The following is a 17,873-nucleotide window of genomic DNA, read 5'->3' on the forward strand; positions in this document are numbered from 1 at the left end:
TCGCGGCATGAAGACCTATCTCGTCGGCGGCGCGGTGCGCGACCGATTGCTCGGGCTGCCGCCCGGCGACCGCGATCACGTCGTGGTCGGGCAAACGCCCGAAGCGATGCTCGCCGCGGGCTTCAAGCCGGTCGGCCGCGATTTCCCGGTCTTCCTGCATCCGCGCACCGGCGAGGAGTACGCATTGGCGCGCACCGAACGCAAATCCGGGCGCGGCTATCGCGGTTTCGTCGTGGACAGCGATCCTTCGGTGACGCTGGAAGAGGATCTGGGCCGCCGCGACTTCACCATCAACGCGATCGCCGAAGACGAAGGCGGGCATCTGGTCGATCCTTACGGCGGCGCGCGCGATCTCCAAGCGCGCGTGCTGCGCCACGTCGGCCCGGCCTTCGTCGAAGATCCTTTGCGCGTGCTGCGCGCGGCCCGCTTCATGGCGCGCTTCGCGCCATTGGGTTTCGAAGTGGCGCCCGAAACGATGGCGCTGATGCGGCAGATGTCCGCGTCCGGCGAACTCGATGCGCTGGTGCCCGAGCGCGTCTGGCAGGAACTGTCGCGCGCGCTGGCCTCGCCGCAACCGTCCGCTTTCCTGCGTACGCTGCACGACAGCGGCGCGTTGCAAGCCGTACTGCCGGAAATCGAGGCGCTGTACGGCGTGCCGCAGCGCGCCGAATACCATCCCGAAGTGGATACCGGTGCCCACATCGAAATGGTCTGCGACATGGCCGCGCATTTGGCGCCGGGCGACGATACGATCGGCTTCGCTGCGCTCACCCACGATCTGGGCAAAGCGCTGACGCCCGCCGAAGAACTGCCCAAGCACATCCAGCACGAACAACGCGGCGTGGCGCCGCTATTGGCCTTGTGCGAACGGCTTAAAGTCCCGGCCGCGCACCGCGAACTGGCGGTAATGGCCTGCCGCGAGCATCTCAACGTGCACCGCCTGGCCGAGCTGCGCGACGACACCGTGCACGATCTGCTCGCGCGCTGCGACGCCTTCCGAAAACCCGAACGCATCGCGCAGCTGGCGCTGGTTTGCGAAGCCGACAAGCGCGGCCGCGGCGGCATGGCCGATGCCGACTACCCGCAGGGCCGCGAGCTGATGCGCCTGCATGCGGCCGCGCTTGCGGTGCGCGGCGCGGACGTCGCACGCGAAGGACTCGAGGGCCCTGCGCTAGGCGAAGCGCTGCGCAAAGCTCGCATTGCCGCCATCCGACGGGCGCGGAGCGCCGGCTGAATCAACCGTCCCGTCGCGTCGTCGCCAGGCGCAGGAAGGCCTCGTGCTGGTAGCGGCTCATGCGCAGCTGCTGGCCGGTGTCCATCGTCACCACGTGATAGCCGTTGAACCAGGGATGGATCGCCTTCACGCGGCGCACGTTGACGATGGCCGAGCGGTGGACGCGCGCGAAATGACGCGGGTCCAGACGAGCGGCCAGCGCGGCCATCGTTTCGCGCAGTTCGTGGACGCGATCGGCGAGGTGGATCTGGACCGTGTTGCGGCTGGCCTTGATCCAGACGATGTCGTCGACGGCGAGGAAGACGACGTGTTCGTCGACGCGCACCGGAATGCGTTCGAGGTAGTCGGCGCGCTGGCGCAGCGCGTCCAGCGCCTGCAGTATCCGCGTCGTCGCGGCCGCTTCCGCGCCGGTCGCCCCCAGGCGCGTCTTGGCGCGTTGCAAAGTGCTGGCGAAGCGCTCGCGGCTGAAGGGTTTGACCAGGTAATCCACCGCGTTGGCTTCGAAGGCCTGCACCGCGTACTGTTCGTATGCGGTGACGAAGATCGTCGCCGGCATGTTTTCCGCACCGATTTCGGAGACGACGTCCATGCCGGTCATTGCCGGCATCTGAATATCCAGGAACACGAGATTCGGCGACTGGCCGCGGATCGCCGCCACCGCCGACGCGCCGTCGCCGCATTCTCCGAGCAATTCGATATCCGGATCCTCGCGCAGCAGGCGCACGATCGCATGGCGCGCGATCGGCTCGTCGTCGACGACCAGCGCGGAAATGCTCATGCCGGCACGTGCTCCGGCATCTCGTCGGGCTCTTCCAGCTCGCGGAACGGCAGCCGGATGCGGCAGACCACGCCCTGCGGCCAGATCATGTCCAGGCGGATCTGCGCGGCGTCCCCGTAAAGCTCTTTCAGGCGCAGCCGGGTGTTGGACAGGCCGATGCCGTGGCCCGCGGCTTCGCCCTCGTTCTCGAGCGTGCTGTTGCGGTTGCGCACGTCGATGCAGAGGCTCTGGTCTTCGCGGCGGCTCTCGATTTCGATGCAGTCGGTGCCGACGCGCCGGCCGATGCCGTGCCGGATCGCGTTCTCGACGATCGGCTGCAGGACCAGGCTCGGCACGGCGCAATCCAGCGTATCCGGCGCGACGTACACCTGCGTGGTCAGGCGATCCTTGAAGCGCATGCGCTGGATGCCGAGATAGAGGTCGAGCAGGGCCAGTTCGCGGCGCAGGGTGATCTCCTGGCCGTCGTAATCTTCCAGGAAAGCGCGCAGCAGGTCGCTGAGGCGCAGCAGCATGTCCTCGGCCGACAGCGTGTCTTCGTCCAGCAGGGTCACGATCGCGTGCAGCGTATTGAACAGGAAATGCGGCTGCAGCTGCGACTTCAACGCCTGCAGCCGCGACTGCGCCAGTTCCGTGGCGAGCCGGCTCGCTTCGACTTCGCGTTGGGCTTTCTCGGCCTGGAAATGCAGCGCCTGCTGTATCGCCAGCAAGGCCCAATACGTAAGCATGCCGATCGCGAAGTGCTTGCTCAGGAACTGCTGGAACTGGTCGGAAAACGAGCCCGGCTCGAACAGCTGCGACACCAGCGCGCCGACGATCATCGCCAGCATCGTCACGCCCGCGCTCGCGACCAGCTGCGTGCCGAGCGAACGCAGGCGTAGCGGAGGCTGCAGCGGATAGCGCGCGGCAAGGCGGAATACCAGCGGCGCGAGCGCGGCCCAGGTGTACCACTGGATCATCGACCAGCGCAGGTAGTCGAAGATCGACCACGTGTTGCCGCTGAAGGCGTCGTGCATGAACCCCTGCACCGCGAACGCGACCACCACCGCCGTCCACAAACCGAGGTAGCGGGACAGGCCTATTTCGGTATTGCCGAGGCGGACGTTCATCGCATGCCATGGAGCGGAGACACGGGCATCGTAGGCGCAGCGAACGGCGCTGCAAAGCGCCGCGGCGCGCGGCTACGATTCGCAGCGGCGTGGCGACGATTCGTCCCGGATCGCTTTCGCGAACGCCGGCAGGCAGGCTTCATGGCGGCGCCATCCCATCGGAGACCCCGCCATGCGCCCGATCCGCACCGTTGCGCTCGCCGCCCTCCTGCCTGTCGCCGTCGTGCACGCCGGACCCGAAACGCATGGCCGATATCTGACACTGGTGAATCGCGAGTACGAAAGCGTGATATCGCTCGAGATCGCCGGCGCTGGCAGCGAAGCCTTTCGCGAGCTGCCGCTCGCCCCGCCGCTAGCCGGCGGCGGCGGATCGACCACGGTCCGGATCGCCGTCGACGGCTGCCGCCACGATCTTCGCTTCGTTTTCAAAGACGGGCGCAGGCTGCTTTATCGGGACGTCGACGTCTGCCGTTACGATCGGCTGCGCATTCGCGGCTTGCCGCACGGATCGGAAGACGGGCAGGCGGTGGCAGGATCACCGTCCCGGCGCTGAAACGCCGGCCGAAACGATCGCCCGACGCACGATGTCCAGCCCGGCTCTTGCGGCGGTGCGCGTCGTGCCGGCGAACCCGAAAACGAGCCCGCCGCGTTCGGCCGTGCCGTACTTCGAAAGCGGATGCACTTCGATGCCCGCGCGAGCGCATTCGGCGGCCACGGCGCGATCGTCCAGGTGCGCGTGGCGATCGTTGAAGAGGCCGGCGACGTGCATGCCTGCGCGTGCCGGTCCGAAATCGAGCGCATCGGCAAGCACCTTGGCTTCTTCCAAGAAGGCCAGCCGCCGTTCGTCGTAGAGCGCGCGGGTCTTGCGCAGATGCCGCGCCAGGTGCCCTTCCTGGATGAAGGCCGCGAGCACGCCCTGGGCCAGCAGGGCCGTGTGGCCGTCGGCGACGTGCTTGGCGTCGACGAAGGCCGCGACCAGCGGTTCTGGCACGATGGCGTAGGCGATCCGCAGTCCCGGGAACAGGATCTTGTTGAAGCTGCCCACGTAGATCACGCGCCCGCCGCCGTCCATGCCCTGCAATGAAGCGATCGGGCGGCCTTCGTAGCGGTAGTCGCCGTCGTAGTCGTCTTCGATCACATAGGCGTCCTGTTGCTGCGCCCAGTCGAGCAGCGCTTCCCTGCGCGCGAGCGACATCTCGTGCCCGAGCGGATATTGGTGCGCCGGCGTGACGTAAGCCAGGCGCGCCTGCAGGGCCAGCGCACGGCCGGCCTGCACATCCAGGCCTTGTTCGTCGACAGGTACCGGCACCACCCGCAATCCGGCCGCGCGCAAGCAATGCTGCACCGGCTGGTAGCCGGGCGTTTCGACCCAGGCGCCGTCGCCGGGATCGGCGAGCGCCTTGGCGGCGAGCTCCACAGCCTGTTGCGTGCTGGTCACCACGATCACCTGCTCGGGCGAACAGCGCGTCGCGCGCATCGCCGAGGCGTGCGCCGCGATCGCTTCGCGCAATGCGGGCAATCCGTTGCTCGCACCGTAGGCCCAGTAATCGCTGCCCGGCTTTCCGGCCTCGCGCGCGAGCAGGCGGTTCCAGGTCTTGCGCGGAAAAAGATCGATCGGCGGCAACGACGGCGTGAACGGCGCCGCTTCGGAAGGCCGATAGTGGCCGGGGTAACTGCGCAAGGCGGCCGCCCGCTGCGACAGGCGCCTTGCTTCCGCTGCCGCAGGCCGAGGCTTGGCGACGCGCTTGGACGATAGCGGCGACGCATCGCGCTCCGGCAATTGCGCGGCCACGAAACTGCCGGCGCCGCGGCGGCGCACGATGTAGCCGTCGGCCACCAGTTGGCCGAGCGCCCAGTCGACGGTGTTGCGCGCTACGCCGAGATCCTTGGCCAGCGTGCGGCTCGACGGCAGACGCGCGTTCGGCGCCATCGCGCCGCTGCGGATCGCGGCGCGGATGCGTTCGCAGATCCGCTCGTAGGTCGGCTGGCCCGACCCGGCATCCAAGCCGGCGACGTCGACGGTGAACACGGAACCGGTCTGTTTGGCCATCCGCCCATGTTAGGGCCTATGCGCGGCCGATGGCGTTAACGGGCCCTAGGCTTTCGCGCGATGGTGGTCGCAGATCCAGTTCGTTTCCCATTCCTTGCCGTCCAGCGAAAACGCCTGCTGCCAGCGCGCATGATCGGGCGTGAAACGGGTCCACAGGAACTTGATCTTGACCGGCCGGCCTTCGTCGGTATCGTCGCCGTAGAACTCGCCGCGGTCGCCGTCGAATCCGCCCACGACCGGCGGGAACAATTCGCCGGTCTTGCTGTTGATCCAATACAGATACCACTGCCTGGTTTCCAGATGGAAGGTGCGCACGGTCATGCCCGACCAGCCCTTGGTCGGGAATTCCACATCGTAATCCAGGTTGACCACGCCGCCCAGATGGCTGCCGCAGGTGAGCGAACCGGGGAACACATCCCAATCGTCGCTGCCGACCCAACGCTTCTTCAAACGCCGGTTGGTGCCGTTCCACTTGCCGACGAAGAAATCGAAATCGTGAAGGTCGCCGGTCGGCGGTTCGATGTCGGGCAAGCCGTGGGCCCGACCTGCCTGTTGGGCGGATGCGGCCATCGCGTTGGCGACGGGCAAGAGCCCGATCGTGCCGGCGCCGGCAAGCGCATCGATCAGGATCCGCCGGCGCGTCGTGGAAAAGGGACGGGTCATGGGAGGCTCCGTGGGAATTGGCCCCAAGATGTTCAGGATTCGGCGACGGCGGAAGGTCCATTTTCCAGCGATGCGTTGGGCCAATGCGATCGCGCGCCCGATCATGGACCTATTTGCACTGTCATCCCGAACCCTATGCTGTCATCCCGAACGCAGTGAGGGACCTATTCGCACCCGTTACGTCGCTGCAACCGGAAGCAGATCCCTCACTGCGTTCGGGATGACAGAAAAAGGGCGGATAACACCGGCTCGAGCATGCTCACGCAATTCTCGAATACCGCATCACCCAATTCGTCTCCCACGTCCTGCCGCCGTCGGCCGAGTACGCCTGTTCCCATTGCAGCGATGCCGACGTGATCTGCGAGAATCTGCCGCGCACTTTGATTGGCCTGCCTTCGAAAGTGTCGTCGGACAAGAACGTACCCATGCCGTCCGCGAACGTGCCGATTACCGGCACATCGATCTTGTGCGGGCGGCGCCCGTCCAGCCACCAGTCGGCCCAGTGGCGCGTATCCGGATCGTAGGCGCGCAGACCGATGCCGCGATACGCGCCGCCGGGCAGATCGACGAAGCTGTCGTCGATATTGGCCAGACCGTCCAGCAGCGAGCGCACATGGCAGGTGCCGTCGAACCGTTGCCATTCGTCGCTGCCGGCCAAGCGTCGCTTCAAGCGACGGTGGCGCACCCGCCAGGCGCCGATGAAGAAATCGAAGTCGCGCGCGCCCGGAATGTGCTCACCGCTGTTCTGTGCGAAGGCGACGGCCGTCTTTCCGAGCGGAAGCGCGCCTGCCAGCGCAGCGAGCAAGGCGTTGCGCATCATCGCGCGGCGGCCGAGATCGGGCAGCATGAAAGGTCTCAGCCCACCTTGGTGAATTCGCTGATCCAGTTCGTTTCCCAAGTCTTGCCGCCGTCCGGCGAGAAGGCCTGTTCCCAGCGGCGCGATGTGGGCGTGACGTCCAGCCACAGGTAACGGATCTTGATCGGCTTGCCGTTGAAAGTGTCGTCCGCATAGAACGCGCCGGTGCCGTTTTCGAAGCGGCCGATCAATGGCGGATCCAGCTTGTGCGGATAGCGGCTGTCGAGCCACCAGATCGTCCAGCGCTTGGTTGCGGGATCGAACGTGCGCAGCGTGAACCCACGGTAGGGACCGTCCGGAAGATTCAACAGGTTGTCGGTCATGTTGGCGGCGCCGCCGAGCAGCAGGCGGAATTCCTGGGTGCCGTCGAATTCCACCCATTCCGTACTGCCGGCCAGGCGTTCCTTCAGGCGGCGTTGCTTGGTGCGCCAGCTGCCGACGAAGATATCGAAATCGTGCACATCGCCGACCGGCATCCTGACGCCGCCGCTCGCGACCGTGGTTTCCGACGCCAGCGCATCGGCGATCGGCAACAAGGCCAATGCGCCCGCGCCGGCGAGAAGATCGGCCAGCATCTGCCGGCGGGAAGCCGAGTAATCCTGCGTCATGGTCAGGCCGTCCTCGTATAACGCATCACCCAGTTCGTCTCCCAGGTCTTGCCGCCGTCGGTGGAGAAGGCTTGGTCCCATTGCAGCGATGCGGGCGTGATCTGCGAGAACCTGCCGCGCACTTTGACCGGCGTCCCTTCATGAGTGTCGTCGGACAGGAAAATGCCGACGCCGTCTTCGAAACGGCCGACGATCGGCACGTCGATCTTGTGCGGATCGCGCGCGCTCAGGTTCCAGTCGGCCCAGGTGCCGCTCTCGGCGTCGAAGGAACGCAGCCCCAGTCCGCTATACGTGCCGGTCGGCGCGTTCGCTACGCGTTCGTTGATGTTCGCCATGCCGCCGAGCAGGGACCAGACGCGGCAGTGGCCGTCGAACTCCTGCCATTCGTCGCTGCCGACCAGGCGCTGCTTCAGGCGGCGATGGCGGACCTGCCAGGCGCCGATGAAGAAATCGAAATCGTGGATGGGATCGTTTGCGACCATGGCGATACGCCCGGAGGGAATGCGCGCAATTTGCACGCAATCCGCAGGGGCGTGAAGAGCCATATTGAAACGATACGGTGGGCCACTCGCCCACCCGCGCGCTCAGATTTTGATATGCCAGCCGCGCTTGTCCATCCAGCGCGCCACGCCCCACCAGAACGCGACGAAGGCCAGCGCGAACGCCAGCGAAGGCGCATAAGGCCCGAAGCGCGGCGTCATCCAATCGGCGAAGCCTTTGCTGTAGATCGGCTGCCACCAGCCCAATGCGGCGAACACGTACACCATCGCTGCCGAGCCGACATATGCGGCGATCGCATTGACGCCGAAGCTGCGACCGAGCGCCGGCCAGCGGTGCAGGTCGATCAAGAAATGACATGCCGCCAATGCCAGCATCGCCCAACCGCCGGTCCACAGCACGTATGAAGACGTCCACAAATTCTTGTTGAGCGGCAGCCACAGCGTCCACAAAGCGCCTGCGCCCAATGCGATCACGCCGGCGTTGCGCAGCCGGCGCACGCGGCCGTGCCGGAGCCAATCGCCGGCGCGCAGGCCCAGCAGCGTCGTCGCGATCGCGGGCAGCGTGCTCAGCAGTCCTTCCGGATCGTGGCCGCGCCCGGTGGCGGCGTCGAACTGATACGCAAGCGGCCCGAGCAAGGCGGCATCGATGCGGCTCGCGATATTCCCGTACGGCGCGTACGTGCCGCCCCATGCCAGCAACGCCCAGTAGCCGAGCAGAATCGCGATCAGCACGAGCCATTGCAGCCGCGGTTTCAGGTAGATCGCCGACAGGCCGGCCGCCGCGAAACAAAGGCCGATCCTTTGCAGCACGCCCCAGGGCCGGAAGTGATCCATGTCCAACAGCCACCAGGCCAGCAGGTGCAGCAACAGGCCGAGGCCGACGATGCGCACGGCGCGCAGCAATACGCCGTACTGCAGCGCTGCGCGCGGCGCACCGCCCTCGATGCGCGGTGCGATGCCGAGCGAGATCGATACGCCGACCACGAACAGGAAGAACGGGAAGATCAGGTCGGTCGGCGTGCAGCCATGCCATTGCGCGTGCAGCAGCGGCGCGTAGACATGGCTCCAGTCGCCGGGATTGTTGACCAGCAGCATTGCGGCGACAGTCAGCCCGCGCAGCGCATCCACCGACGCAAAGCGCTGCGGCGCCGCTTTGCCGCCGCTCCGGCTCTTCGTGGGAGCGGCTTCAGCCGTGAGCTTTTCCATCGCGGCACTCGGTGACAAAGCTCGCGGCTGAAGCCGCTCCCACGAAAAGCGAAATCGTCGATTCTCTGACCATCAGTCCGGATTTCCACCGATCCAGGTGGCGACGACCTCGAGCCCCGCATCCAGCGCCACCAAATCCGCGCGATAGCCCGCAGCGATGCGCCCATGCGTCCGGCCCAGGCCCAGGAACGCGGCCGGATACGTCGACGCCATCCGCGCGGCCTCTTCCAGCGACAAGCCCAGCATGTCCATCGCATTGCGCACCGCGGTGATCATGTCCAACGCCGAACCGGCCAACGCGCCGGCGGCATTGCGCACCACGCCGTCGCGCATCGTGATCGTCTCGCCGTACAGTTCATAGCTCGGATCGTCCGCGCCCACCGGCGGCATCGCATCGGTGACCAGGAACACCTTGCCGCGCGGCTTGGCCGCCAACGCCACGCGCAGGCTGGCCGGATGCACGTGCACGCCGTCGGCGATGACGCCGCACCAGCTGTCGCGGTCTTCCATGGCCGCGCCGACCGCGCCGGGCTCGCGCCCCTGCAGCGGCGACATCGCGTTGTACAAGTGGGTGAATCCGCGCACGCCGGCGTCCAGGCCCGCGCGTATCTGTTCGTAAGTGCCGGCGGTATGCCCTGCGGCGACGATCGCGCCGCGCGCGACCAGGGCGCGGATGTCGGCCGCCGGCATCTGCTCGGGCGCCAGCGTGATCAGCGTGCAGCCGTTGTCCAGCGAAGTGGCCAGCTCGATTTCCTGCGCGTCGGGCACCCGGAACTTGCCGGCATCGTGCGTGCCTTTGCGCGCCGGCGCGAGATAGGGCCCTTCCAGATGGATGCCGAGCACGCCCGGCACGCGTTGCGCGATCGCCTCGCGCGCGGCGGCGATAGCGCGGCGCATCACTTCGGCATCGTCGCTGATCAGCGTGGGCAGATAGCCGGTGGTGCCGAAACGCCTGTGCGCCTGGCCGATGCGGCGCAGCGCGTCGACACTGGGCGTGTTGTTGAACAGCACGCCGCCGCCGCCGTTGACCTGGCAATCGATGAAGCCCGGCAGCAGATAAGCACCGGCAAGATCGTGCTGGTTGCGCGCGTCGATGCGTTTGTCGTCGCGCGGGATCAAGTCGACGACGACATCGCCTTCCACCAGTACGGCGACGTCGTCGCGGAAGCCTTGGTCCGTCAGCACGCGGCCATTGACGAAAGCGGTGGCCATCAAACCGTCTCGGTGACCTTGTTCAGATGCGGGGGAACATCCGGATTATGGCCGCGGCGCAGGGCCAGCGCGTTGATCGCGCGGTAGAAGCTCTGGATGGTCAGCAACGGCGCGCAGGCCGGATGCGGCGCTGCGGCCAGCGGCAAATCCCCGTGCGCGGCAGCGACCCAGACCTGCGCGCCGCGGGTGCGGAATTCCTCGGCAGCGGCTACCGTGCCGGCGCCGGTCTCGTCCGGTTGCGCGAACGCGAGCACCGGGAATCCCGGTCCGACCAACGCCATCGGCCCGTGCTTCACTTCGGCGGAGCTGTAGGCCTCGGCGTGCAAGCCGCAGGTTTCCTTGAATTTGAGCGCGGCTTCCTGCGCGGCGGCGAGCCCGAGGCCGCGTCCGAGCACGAACAGGTTGTGCGCATCGACCAGACCATCGCTCAGCGGCGACCAGTCCGCCTGCCATGCCGCGCGGAGCGCATCGGGCAGCCGCGGCAATGCGTCCAGCAGCGGCGCTTCGTTCTTCCATTGCGCGGCCAGATGCAGCACGGCGGCCAGCGAAGCCAGATAGCTCTTGGTCGCCGCGACGCTGCGCTCGGGACCGGCATGCAGCGGCAGCACCGTATCGGCCAGCGCCGCCAACGGCGAATCCTCCGCGTTAACGAGCGCGACCACGCGTGCGCCGGCCGCGCGCGCGGCTTCGGCGTTGCGCAGCAGGTCCGGGCTTTTGCCGGACTGCGATATCACGATGTACAGCGCGCCACGCATGCGCTGCCTGGCCTCGTATACGGAACCGACCGATGGCGACACCGAGGCGGTGATGAAGCCCAGCTGCGTTTCGAACACGTATTTGGCATACGTGGCGGCATGATCGGAACTACCGCGCGCGCAGGTGGCGATGAACGGCGGCGGATCGCGGCGCAGATCTTCGGCCAGCCGCGCCACCGTGTCGGCGTTGCGCGCGAATTGGCGCTCGACGACGTCGGCGGTCTGCGCCGCTTCCTGGAACATCAGCGTTTCGGTCGCGGCGGGCAATGCGGTCTGCGGCTGCGGCATGCTCAATTCTCGGTGCCCGGCGCGCGCGGGCGCATCGGTGCGGTGGAACCGCGCACCACCAGCTGCGGCACGAAGCCCTGGTTGTGCATGACGATCGGATTGTCTTCGTAAGCGTCCTGGCGCAGGCCGCTGATCAGCAGCCGGGCCGCGTGGCGCGCGATGTCTTCGGTCGCCTGTTTGGCGGTGGTCAGCGCCGGCCACGATTGTTTCGAGAACGGGCTGTCCTCGAAGCCGGCGATGGACAGGTCGTAGGGCACGTTCATGCCCGCCGATTTGGCTGCGGCGAGCACGCCGGCGGCGATCTCGTCGTTGGAGCCGAAGATCGCGGTCGGCGGATCGCGCAGCGCCAGCAGCCTGCGCGCGCCGCGGAAGCCGTCGTCGAAGGTGTAGTCGCCGTTCACCACCAGATGCTTGTCCAGGGTGATGCCGTAATCCTTCAGCGCCTGCTCGTAGCCCAGGTAGCGCTCGCTGCTCGACCGGTGCGCCAAACCGCCCCACAGGAAGCCGATGCGCTGGTGGCCGAGCTGGATCAGGTGTTCGGTGATTTCGTAGGCCGCGTCGCGGTCGTCGACAAAGACGCAGGGGTGGCCGTCGCGCGGGTCTTCGGTGGCGGCGATGATCCGCACCAGCTTCACGCCGCGCGCAGCCAGCGCGTTGACCAGGTCGGCCGATTCGGACATGGGCGCGGTCAGCACCAACCCGGCCAGGCGCGAACGCCGCGCCCATTCGCCCAGTTCGTCGGCCAGCAGCGGCGAGCTGGAATCGCAGGGGTGGATCTGCAGATCGAAGCCGGTCTCGCGGCACGCGGCGAGCACGCCGTTCTGCACGCCGATGATGTGGTACGGGTTGGGGTTGTCGTAGACCAGGCCGATCACGAACGGCGTCGCGCTGCGCAGGTTGCGCGCGGACGGGTCGGGCTCGTAGTCCAGTTCGGCGATCGCATGCAGCACGCGTGCGCGCGTGCCCTGCATCACCGAGGGTTCGTTGTTGATCACCCGCGACACCGTCTTGAGCGAGACTTTGGCCCGCTCGGCGACGTCCTTGATGGTGGGTCTGCGCACGTCAGCGTTCGCCTGCGTTGGTGTGTCTGCCCGTCATGCGATCAGCCGCCAGCTCGCATGCCAGCGCGATGGCCGCGCCAGGCGTAGTAGAGGATATACAGGTAGCAAGGGACTGCTAGAGCCGCGAATATCAGCTGAAAGTCATGCTGCTGCTTCAGTACCGCGAATAGCTGAGGAATGATTGCACCGCCAGCGATACCCATGACTAACAGCGCGGAACCCGTTTCGGTGAAACGGCCGAGCCCTTTGATGGCCAGCGGGAAGATCGCCGGCCACATCATCGCGTTGGCGAAGCCTAGAGCGGCCACGAAAGCCACCGAAACGTAGCCGTGCGTCGCGAAAGCTCCGCACGCCAACAGGATACCCAACGCTGCCGAGAGCGTGAGATAGCGCTCCTGCGTGATGAACCGCGGGATCACTATGAGTCCGACGACGTAGCCGATCAGCATGGCGCCCAAAGTAAAGGCCGTGAGGAATTTCGTCTCGTCCAATGGCAAGCCGAGCCCGTTAGCGTAGGTACCGATCGCGTCGCCTGCCAAAACCTCCACACCAACATAGGCGAAGAGACAAAGGACGCCTAACCAAAGATGAGGATACTGGAACACGCTGCGGCGGCCTCCGCCCGAACCCACATCGCGTTCCGCATTCACCTTGGAAGCTTCAAGGTCGGGAAGCGGCGAAAAAAGCACCGCAACGCTTGTCAGCAACAAAACGCCCGCCAGCATCAGATAAGGCACATGAATCTTTGCCGCGAACTCATCGAGCATCTGCAACTTGGCTGCCGCGTCGGCAACCGCCACTTTCGAAGCGAAGTCGCCGATATCGTGCAGCACAAACGCGCCGATCACGATCGGACCTACGATGCCGGCAAGCTTGTTGCAGATGCCCATCAGTGCGATACGCCTGGCGGCGCTCTCGATAGGGCCGAGGATACTGATATAAGGATTGACCGCAGTCTGCAGCAGAGCCAGTCCTCCACCGATAACGAACAATCCCGACAATGCGCCGGCATACCAACGCTGGGTCGAAAATTGTCCGAACATCGCAGCGCCGATCGCCATGACCATCAGGCTCAGCGCTAGTCCTTTTTTCATGCCCGTACGTTTGAGCGCCCATGCGGCAGGCAGAGCCAGCACGAAGTAGGAGATGTAGAAGACGAATACGACGAAGAACGCTCGTACTTCGTCCAAATCGAAGGCCAGCCTGACGAAAGTGATCAGCGGCCCGTTGATCCAGGTGAAGAATCCGATGATGAAGAACAGCGCGCCGATGATGGCGATCGACGTCGCCTGGCTCGCAGGCCTGGACACGGTTGCAGTGGCGGACATGTAAGAAAGCTCCTGCAGGAAGGACCCGGGTACGGACACGGCGCCGACTCCGGCCAAACGGCACGGTACCCGACTGGGAATAACGTTGTCACTCTTTTCGCTTTTAGGCCATTACGGCCGACCGCGTCGATGATGAATACGCAGCCGGTGGCTGCTGCATTGCAGCACGCCGGCGTGGCCCAACGGTGCCCGGAAATCGATGTAAACGCTTTAATACAAACATTTTTGCGAATAATCGCCCGTCTCAACTTTGCTCTGACACAAATATGTAACTGCTCGCACGACGCCTGCCACAGGTCCTTGTCGCGCTGTTGACATCGTTGTCAAAGCACTTCCACACTCCGCCGCGAAAGCTCGCCGACGGCAGCCGCCGCCAGCGCGATCGGATGGGAGAACCCGTGGTCGCAATCGCCAGCCCCCTGCCGGTGGACACCGCAAGGCCGAGCGCGCCGTTCATCGCCGCCGACGTCGGCGGTACGCACGTCCGCATCGGCCTGGTGCGCGCCAGCGGCGATCCGGCGCACCCGATCAGCGTGCTCAGCTACCGCAAGTACGTCTGCGCCGAGCATGCCGGGCTAGCCGAGATCCTCGAAGACTTCATCGCCGCGCTGGAAGGCGTCGCCGTCCAGGAAGGCGCGATCGCCAGCGCCGGCTATCCGCTGGAAGACGGCTCGCTGATCACCGCCAACCTGCCCTGGCGCGTGTCCTTGAGCGCGATCCGCGAGCGCCTGGGTTTCCGCGAATTCCGCCTGGTCAACGATTTCGAAGCGGTCGCGCATGCCGCGGCCTACGTCGACGCGAGCGAAGTGCTGCGGCTGACCGGTCCGGAAACCGCGCCGCTGGGGCCGACGCTGGTCGTGGGTCCCGGCACGGGCCTGGGCGCCGCGGTCTGGATCCCGACCGGCCAGCGCGCCGTAGTACTCGCCACCGAGGCCGGCCAGGCCGCGCTGACCACCGGCAACGCGCTGGAAATGGCGCTGCTGGAACACATGCTGCAACAACGCAGCCACGTGCCGACCGAGCATGCGCTGTCCGGACCGGGATTGAAGAACCTCTACACGGCGCTGTGCGCGCTGCGCGGCGCCACGCCGGTGCATGCCACGCCCGGCGACATCACCGCCGCCGCGCTCGCGGGCCGCGACGCGCACGCGCGCGAAAGCCTGGACGTATTCTGCGGGCTGCTCGGCAGCATGGTCGGCGACATGGCGCTGCTGTACGGCGTGCAGGGCGGCATTTATCTGGCCGGCGGCATCCTGCCGCAGATCCGCGAATTCCTGATGCGCAGCAGCTTCGTCGAGCGCTTCCTCAACAAGGGGCCGATGCGCGAGGCGCTGGAACGCATTCCGGTGAAGCTGGTCGAGCACGGGCAACTGGGCGTGATCGGCGCGGCCAGCTGGTACCTGCAGCAACGGGAGGGCGCATGAGTATCCGCGCTCCGCAACCGACAAGGATGACGACGGCGCGCATCGCGGCATTCGCGGCGCGCGCCGCGGCGAAAAGGCACAACAGGCACGGCCGCGGGAGGGACGCTACACCCGCAGCCGAAACTCAATCAGTGATGGGAGAGACATCATGAAGTACCGCAAATCCGTGCTATCGGCGGCGATAGTCACCTGCTTGGGTTTCGTCACGCACGCCCACGCGCAGGACGCCGCAGTGCAGACCTCGCAGCCTGCCGGTCAGGCGCAGGAAGAAGTGAAGGAGCTGGACACGATCACCGTGGTCGGCATCCGCGCCAGCCTGCAACAGGCGCTGCAGACCAAGCGCGACGCCAACGCCGTGGTCGAGGCGCTCAGCGCCGAGGACCTGGGCGAGTTCCCCAATACCAACGTCGCCGAAGCGATGACGCAGATCCCCGGCGTCACCATCGACCGCCGCTTCGGCCAGGGCGAGCGGGTCAGCATCGACGGCACCGATCCCAGCCTCAACCTGACCTTCCTGGACGGCCATCCGGTGGCGCAGTCGATCTGGCTGTTCGGCGAGCAGCCCAACCGCGGCTTCGACCAGACCCAGATCGCCTCGGAAATCATCGGCCGCCTGGAAGTCTACAAGTCGCCCGAAGCGCGCCTGCCCGAAGGCAGCCTCGGCGGCACCGTGCTGATGCATACGCGCAAGCCGCTGGACCTGGACGCGAACAGCGTCGCCGGCACCTTCGGCTATAACTACAACGCGCAGGCCAGCGAGGTGAAGCCGAGCATCTCGGCGCTGTACAGCTGGAAGAACGCCGCCGAGACCTGGGGCATCGCCGTCGCCGCGCAGCATTACGAAGAGCAAGTGGATCGCCAGGGCTTGGAGATTTTCGGCTACGTGCCGGCGTCCACCTTCCCCAATGCGGTCGGCGTGGATCCCAATGCGCAGGTGCCGAACTTCATCAACGCCGCCTGGTTCCAGCAGACCCGCAAACGCGACAGCGTCACCGCCAACTTGCAGTTCAAGCCCAGCGACGAGTTGGAATTCAACTTGAGCGCGCTCTACATCAAGGAAGACTTCGCCAACTACAACCAGTCGATGTACAACTTCCTGTCGTTGCGTCCCGATCAAGTGGATTCGCTGACCGGCGGCGGCAACGGCATCGTCACCGGCGGCCATTCAGGCGCCAACAGCGTGGTGTTCTACGACAACAACGTGCGCGCGAGCGAGCCGACCACCAAGGGCCTGGACCTGACCGGCGCCTACTACGGCGACGGCTGGAAGCTGTCCGGCCAGATCGGCCAGAGCAAGTCCGACAATGAGCTCAAGCAGTGGTTCATCGAGCCGGCCTATACCGGCGGGTTCAGCTGGGACATCAACCGAGGCATCACCTTCGACGATCCGGCCGCCGCGCGAGATCCGGCCAACTGGCGCGCCGAAGGCTTCTTCGGCAACCATGGCATCGTCAAGACCGAAACCGAGGACAACTACGGCCAGGTCGACTTCAGCAAGAGTTTCGACGGCACCTTCAACGAACTGCTGTTCGGCGTGCGCCGCCACGAGCATACCGAGGATCTGGTCAGCAACGTCTACGGCATCGCGCCGGTGGGCAACCTGGCGCAGGTGGGCACGATCGGCTTCACCGATATCGGCGGCTTCGCGCCGGACCATGGCCAGCACCTGTACGTCGGCCGGCAGAACGTGATCAATTGGGTGAACGGCGCGCCGCCGAACTTCGCCAATCCCGATGCAGCTACATTCCTCAACGGCACCAGCTCGATCGAGCAGACCAACTCTTCGGCCTACGTACAGGCGAACTTCGGCGCCGACCGTTGGCGCGGCAACATCGGCGTGCGCTACGTCAAGGCCGAGATCGAGACCACGGGCTTCAATCTGGGCAGCGATCCGGCCTCGCTGCCGGCGCAACCGCATTGGCTGGTCACGCGCAAGAACGAGGACGACTACCTGCTGCCTTCGCTCAACGTGGCGTTCGACGTGACCGACGATTTCCTGTTGCGCTTCGCCGCCGCCAAGGTCGTCGCCTGGGCGCCGTACAACCAGATGTCGCCCAGCACCTTCGTCAACGACACCACGCTCACCGCCTCGGGCGGCAACACCGACCTGGGCGCCTACGAGTCCACCAACTACAACCTGTCGGCCGAGTGGTACTTCGCCGAGGAATCGGTGCTCGCCGCCTCGCTGTTCTACAAGGACATCGAGAACTTCATCGAAACCGATGTAGGCGTCGAGCGGCTGTTCAACTCGCTCAGCGACGACGCCGATCCGGGCGCGTTCGAGGATTTCGTCGCCCAGGGCCTGTGCACCGCGGACGGATTCTGCAACTACAGCGTGCAGCGCCCGCGCAACGCCGGCAAAGGCGAGATCAAGGGCTTCAACCTGAGCTACCAGCAGCCGTTCGGCGAGACCGGCTTCGGCATCGTCGCCAACTACACGTTCGCCGACGGCGAAACGGCGGCCGGCAACGACCTGCCCTACCAGTCGGAGAACCAGTACAACGTGAGCCCGTACTACGAGAAGGGCAAGTTCAGCGCGCGCCTGACCTACGGCTGGCGCAGCGAGTACCTGGCCGGCGGCTTCGTGGCGGGCGCACCGCCGGTGAGCGTGGACTCGTACACCGACGTGGGCGCGAGCCTGGGCTGGAAGTTCAACGACACGGTGCAGCTGAACTTCGACGCGCAGAACCTGCTCGACGAGGAATACTTCCAGTACTTCGAAGAGAAGTTCCAGCCGGCCAACCGCTACACCACCGGCCGCCGTTATCAGGTCTCGCTGCAGCTGAAGTTCTAAGCTGGCGCTA

16 protein-coding genes are annotated in these 17,873 nt (G+C 66.0%); 4 read left to right on the forward strand and 12 right to left on the reverse strand.

The features are described 5' to 3' along the window. Positions 1–7 precede the first annotated feature (7 nt). Positions 8–1,234: a multifunctional CCA addition/repair protein gene (locus M2650_RS14165; RefSeq protein ID WP_249475617.1), complete on the forward strand. Its 1,227-nt coding sequence runs from the start codon at positions 8–10 to the stop codon at positions 1,232–1,234. 1 nt (position 1,235) lies between these two features. On the opposite strand, the gene M2650_RS14170 is transcribed toward M2650_RS14165, so the two are convergent. Next, the gene (locus tag M2650_RS14170; RefSeq protein WP_249475618.1) at positions 1,236–2,012 is read right to left on the reverse strand and encodes a LytR/AlgR family response regulator transcription factor; all 777 of its coding nucleotides are present in this window, start codon (positions 2,010–2,012) and stop codon (positions 1,236–1,238) included. Continuing rightward, a complete protein-coding gene (locus M2650_RS14175) occupies positions 2,009–3,118 on the reverse strand; it encodes a sensor histidine kinase (protein ID WP_249475620.1) in 1,110 nt (369 codons plus the stop codon). The genes M2650_RS14170 and M2650_RS14175 overlap by 4 nt, the downstream gene beginning before the upstream one ends. A 172-nt stretch (positions 3,119–3,290) precedes the next feature. Here M2650_RS14175 and M2650_RS14180 point away from each other — a divergent pair, with 172 nt between their 5' ends. After that, positions 3,291–3,671, forward strand: a complete 381-nt coding sequence (locus tag M2650_RS14180; protein ID WP_249475622.1) for a hypothetical protein — start codon at positions 3,291–3,293, stop codon at positions 3,669–3,671. On the opposite strand, the gene pdxR is transcribed toward M2650_RS14180, so the two are convergent. The 10 genes from pdxR to M2650_RS14230 form a co-directional block, all read right to left on the reverse strand. After that, positions 3,654–5,168: a MocR-like pyridoxine biosynthesis transcription factor PdxR gene (pdxR, locus tag M2650_RS14185; protein ID WP_249475624.1), complete on the reverse strand. Its 1,515-nt coding sequence runs from the start codon at positions 5,166–5,168 to the stop codon at positions 3,654–3,656. The two genes, M2650_RS14180 and pdxR, sit on opposite strands and share 18 nt — an antisense overlap. Before the next feature lie 45 nt (positions 5,169–5,213). Next, positions 5,214–5,831, reverse strand: a complete 618-nt coding sequence (locus M2650_RS14190; RefSeq protein ID WP_249475626.1) for a hypothetical protein — start codon at positions 5,829–5,831, stop codon at positions 5,214–5,216. A gap of 259 nt (positions 5,832–6,090) precedes the next feature. Further along, the gene (locus tag M2650_RS14195) at positions 6,091–6,678 is read right to left on the reverse strand and encodes a DUF1579 domain-containing protein (RefSeq protein WP_249475628.1); all 588 of its coding nucleotides are present in this window, start codon (positions 6,676–6,678) and stop codon (positions 6,091–6,093) included. Between the two features lie 8 nt (positions 6,679–6,686). Further along, entirely contained in the window at positions 6,687–7,295 is a 609-nt protein-coding gene (locus M2650_RS14200) for a DUF1579 family protein (protein WP_249475630.1), read from the reverse strand. Positions 7,296–7,297: 2 nt separating this feature from the next. Next, the gene (locus M2650_RS14205) at positions 7,298–7,777 is read right to left on the reverse strand and encodes a hypothetical protein (RefSeq protein WP_249475632.1); all 480 of its coding nucleotides are present in this window, start codon (positions 7,775–7,777) and stop codon (positions 7,298–7,300) included. Between the two features lie 102 nt (positions 7,778–7,879). Continuing rightward, entirely contained in the window at positions 7,880–9,001 is a 1,122-nt protein-coding gene (locus tag M2650_RS14210) for an acyltransferase family protein (protein ID WP_283254795.1), read from the reverse strand. A 72-nt stretch (positions 9,002–9,073) separates the two neighbouring features. Next, on the reverse strand, positions 9,074–10,213 hold the full coding sequence (gene nagA / locus M2650_RS14215) for an N-acetylglucosamine-6-phosphate deacetylase (protein WP_249475634.1): 1,140 nt from the start codon (positions 10,211–10,213) through the stop codon (positions 9,074–9,076). Further along, positions 10,213–11,256: an SIS domain-containing protein gene (locus tag M2650_RS14220; protein WP_249475636.1), complete on the reverse strand. Its 1,044-nt coding sequence runs from the start codon at positions 11,254–11,256 to the stop codon at positions 10,213–10,215. Before M2650_RS14220 ends, nagA begins: the two co-directional genes overlap by 1 nt. 2 nt (positions 11,257–11,258) lie before the next feature. Beyond that, a complete protein-coding gene (locus tag M2650_RS14225) occupies positions 11,259–12,317 on the reverse strand; it encodes a LacI family DNA-binding transcriptional regulator (protein WP_249475638.1) in 1,059 nt (352 codons plus the stop codon). A 41-nt stretch (positions 12,318–12,358) separates the two neighbouring features. Further along, positions 12,359–13,645 carry a sugar MFS transporter gene (locus M2650_RS14230; RefSeq protein WP_249475640.1) on the reverse strand — a complete coding sequence of 429 codons (1,287 nt, stop codon included), beginning with the start codon at positions 13,643–13,645 and terminating at the stop codon, positions 12,359–12,361. A 386-nt stretch (positions 13,646–14,031) separates the two neighbouring features. Between M2650_RS14230 and M2650_RS14235 the strand changes: the two genes are divergently transcribed. Both M2650_RS14235 and M2650_RS14240 read left to right on the forward strand, forming a co-directional pair. Then, complete coding sequence (locus M2650_RS14235; RefSeq protein ID WP_249475642.1) at positions 14,032–15,069, forward strand: glucokinase family protein; 1,038 nt, start codon at positions 14,032–14,034, stop codon at positions 15,067–15,069. Positions 15,070–15,217: 148 nt separating this feature from the next. Continuing rightward, on the forward strand, positions 15,218–17,863 hold the full coding sequence (locus M2650_RS14240) for a TonB-dependent receptor (RefSeq protein ID WP_249475644.1): 2,646 nt from the start codon (positions 15,218–15,220) through the stop codon (positions 17,861–17,863). Positions 17,864–17,873 lie beyond the last annotated feature (10 nt).

Source organism: Luteimonas galliterrae (assembly GCF_023374055.1).
Lineage (GTDB): Bacteria > Pseudomonadota > Gammaproteobacteria > Xanthomonadales > Xanthomonadaceae > Luteimonas_C > Luteimonas_C galliterrae.

Bases quoted from the DNA above. Each gene is read 5' to 3' on its own strand.
- M2650_RS14235 (WP_249475642.1), top strand. From the start codon at position 14,032: ATGGGAGAACCCGTGGTCGCAATCGCCAGCCCCCTGCCGGTGGACACC.
- M2650_RS14205 (WP_249475632.1), bottom strand. From the start codon at position 7,777: ATGGTCGCAAACGATCCCATCCACGATTTCGATTTCTTCATCGGCGCC.
- M2650_RS14180 (WP_249475622.1), top strand. From the start codon at position 3,291: ATGCGCCCGATCCGCACCGTTGCGCTCGCCGCCCTCCTGCCTGTCGCC.
- M2650_RS14200 (WP_249475630.1), bottom strand. From the start codon at position 7,295: ATGACGCAGGATTACTCGGCTTCCCGCCGGCAGATGCTGGCCGATCTT.
- M2650_RS14175 (WP_249475620.1), bottom strand. From the start codon at position 3,118: ATGAACGTCCGCCTCGGCAATACCGAAATAGGCCTGTCCCGCTACCTC.
- pdxR (WP_249475624.1), bottom strand. From the start codon at position 5,168: ATGGCCAAACAGACCGGTTCCGTGTTCACCGTCGACGTCGCCGGCTTG.
- M2650_RS14190 (WP_249475626.1), bottom strand. From the start codon at position 5,831: ATGACCCGTCCCTTTTCCACGACGCGCCGGCGGATCCTGATCGATGCG.
- M2650_RS14195 (WP_249475628.1), bottom strand. From the start codon at position 6,678: ATGCTGCCCGATCTCGGCCGCCGCGCGATGATGCGCAACGCCTTGCTC.
- M2650_RS14220 (WP_249475636.1), bottom strand. From the start codon at position 11,256: ATGCCGCAGCCGCAGACCGCATTGCCCGCCGCGACCGAAACGCTGATG.
- nagA (WP_249475634.1), bottom strand. From the start codon at position 10,213: ATGGCCACCGCTTTCGTCAATGGCCGCGTGCTGACGGACCAAGGCTTC.
- M2650_RS14230 (WP_249475640.1), bottom strand. From the start codon at position 13,645: ATGTCCGCCACTGCAACCGTGTCCAGGCCTGCGAGCCAGGCGACGTCG.
- M2650_RS14240 (WP_249475644.1), top strand. From the start codon at position 15,218: ATGAAGTACCGCAAATCCGTGCTATCGGCGGCGATAGTCACCTGCTTG.
- M2650_RS14210 (WP_283254795.1), bottom strand. From the start codon at position 9,001: ATGGAAAAGCTCACGGCTGAAGCCGCTCCCACGAAGAGCCGGAGCGGC.
- M2650_RS14170 (WP_249475618.1), bottom strand. From the start codon at position 2,012: ATGAGCATTTCCGCGCTGGTCGTCGACGACGAGCCGATCGCGCGCCAT.
- M2650_RS14165 (WP_249475617.1), top strand. From the start codon at position 8: ATGAAGACCTATCTCGTCGGCGGCGCGGTGCGCGACCGATTGCTCGGG.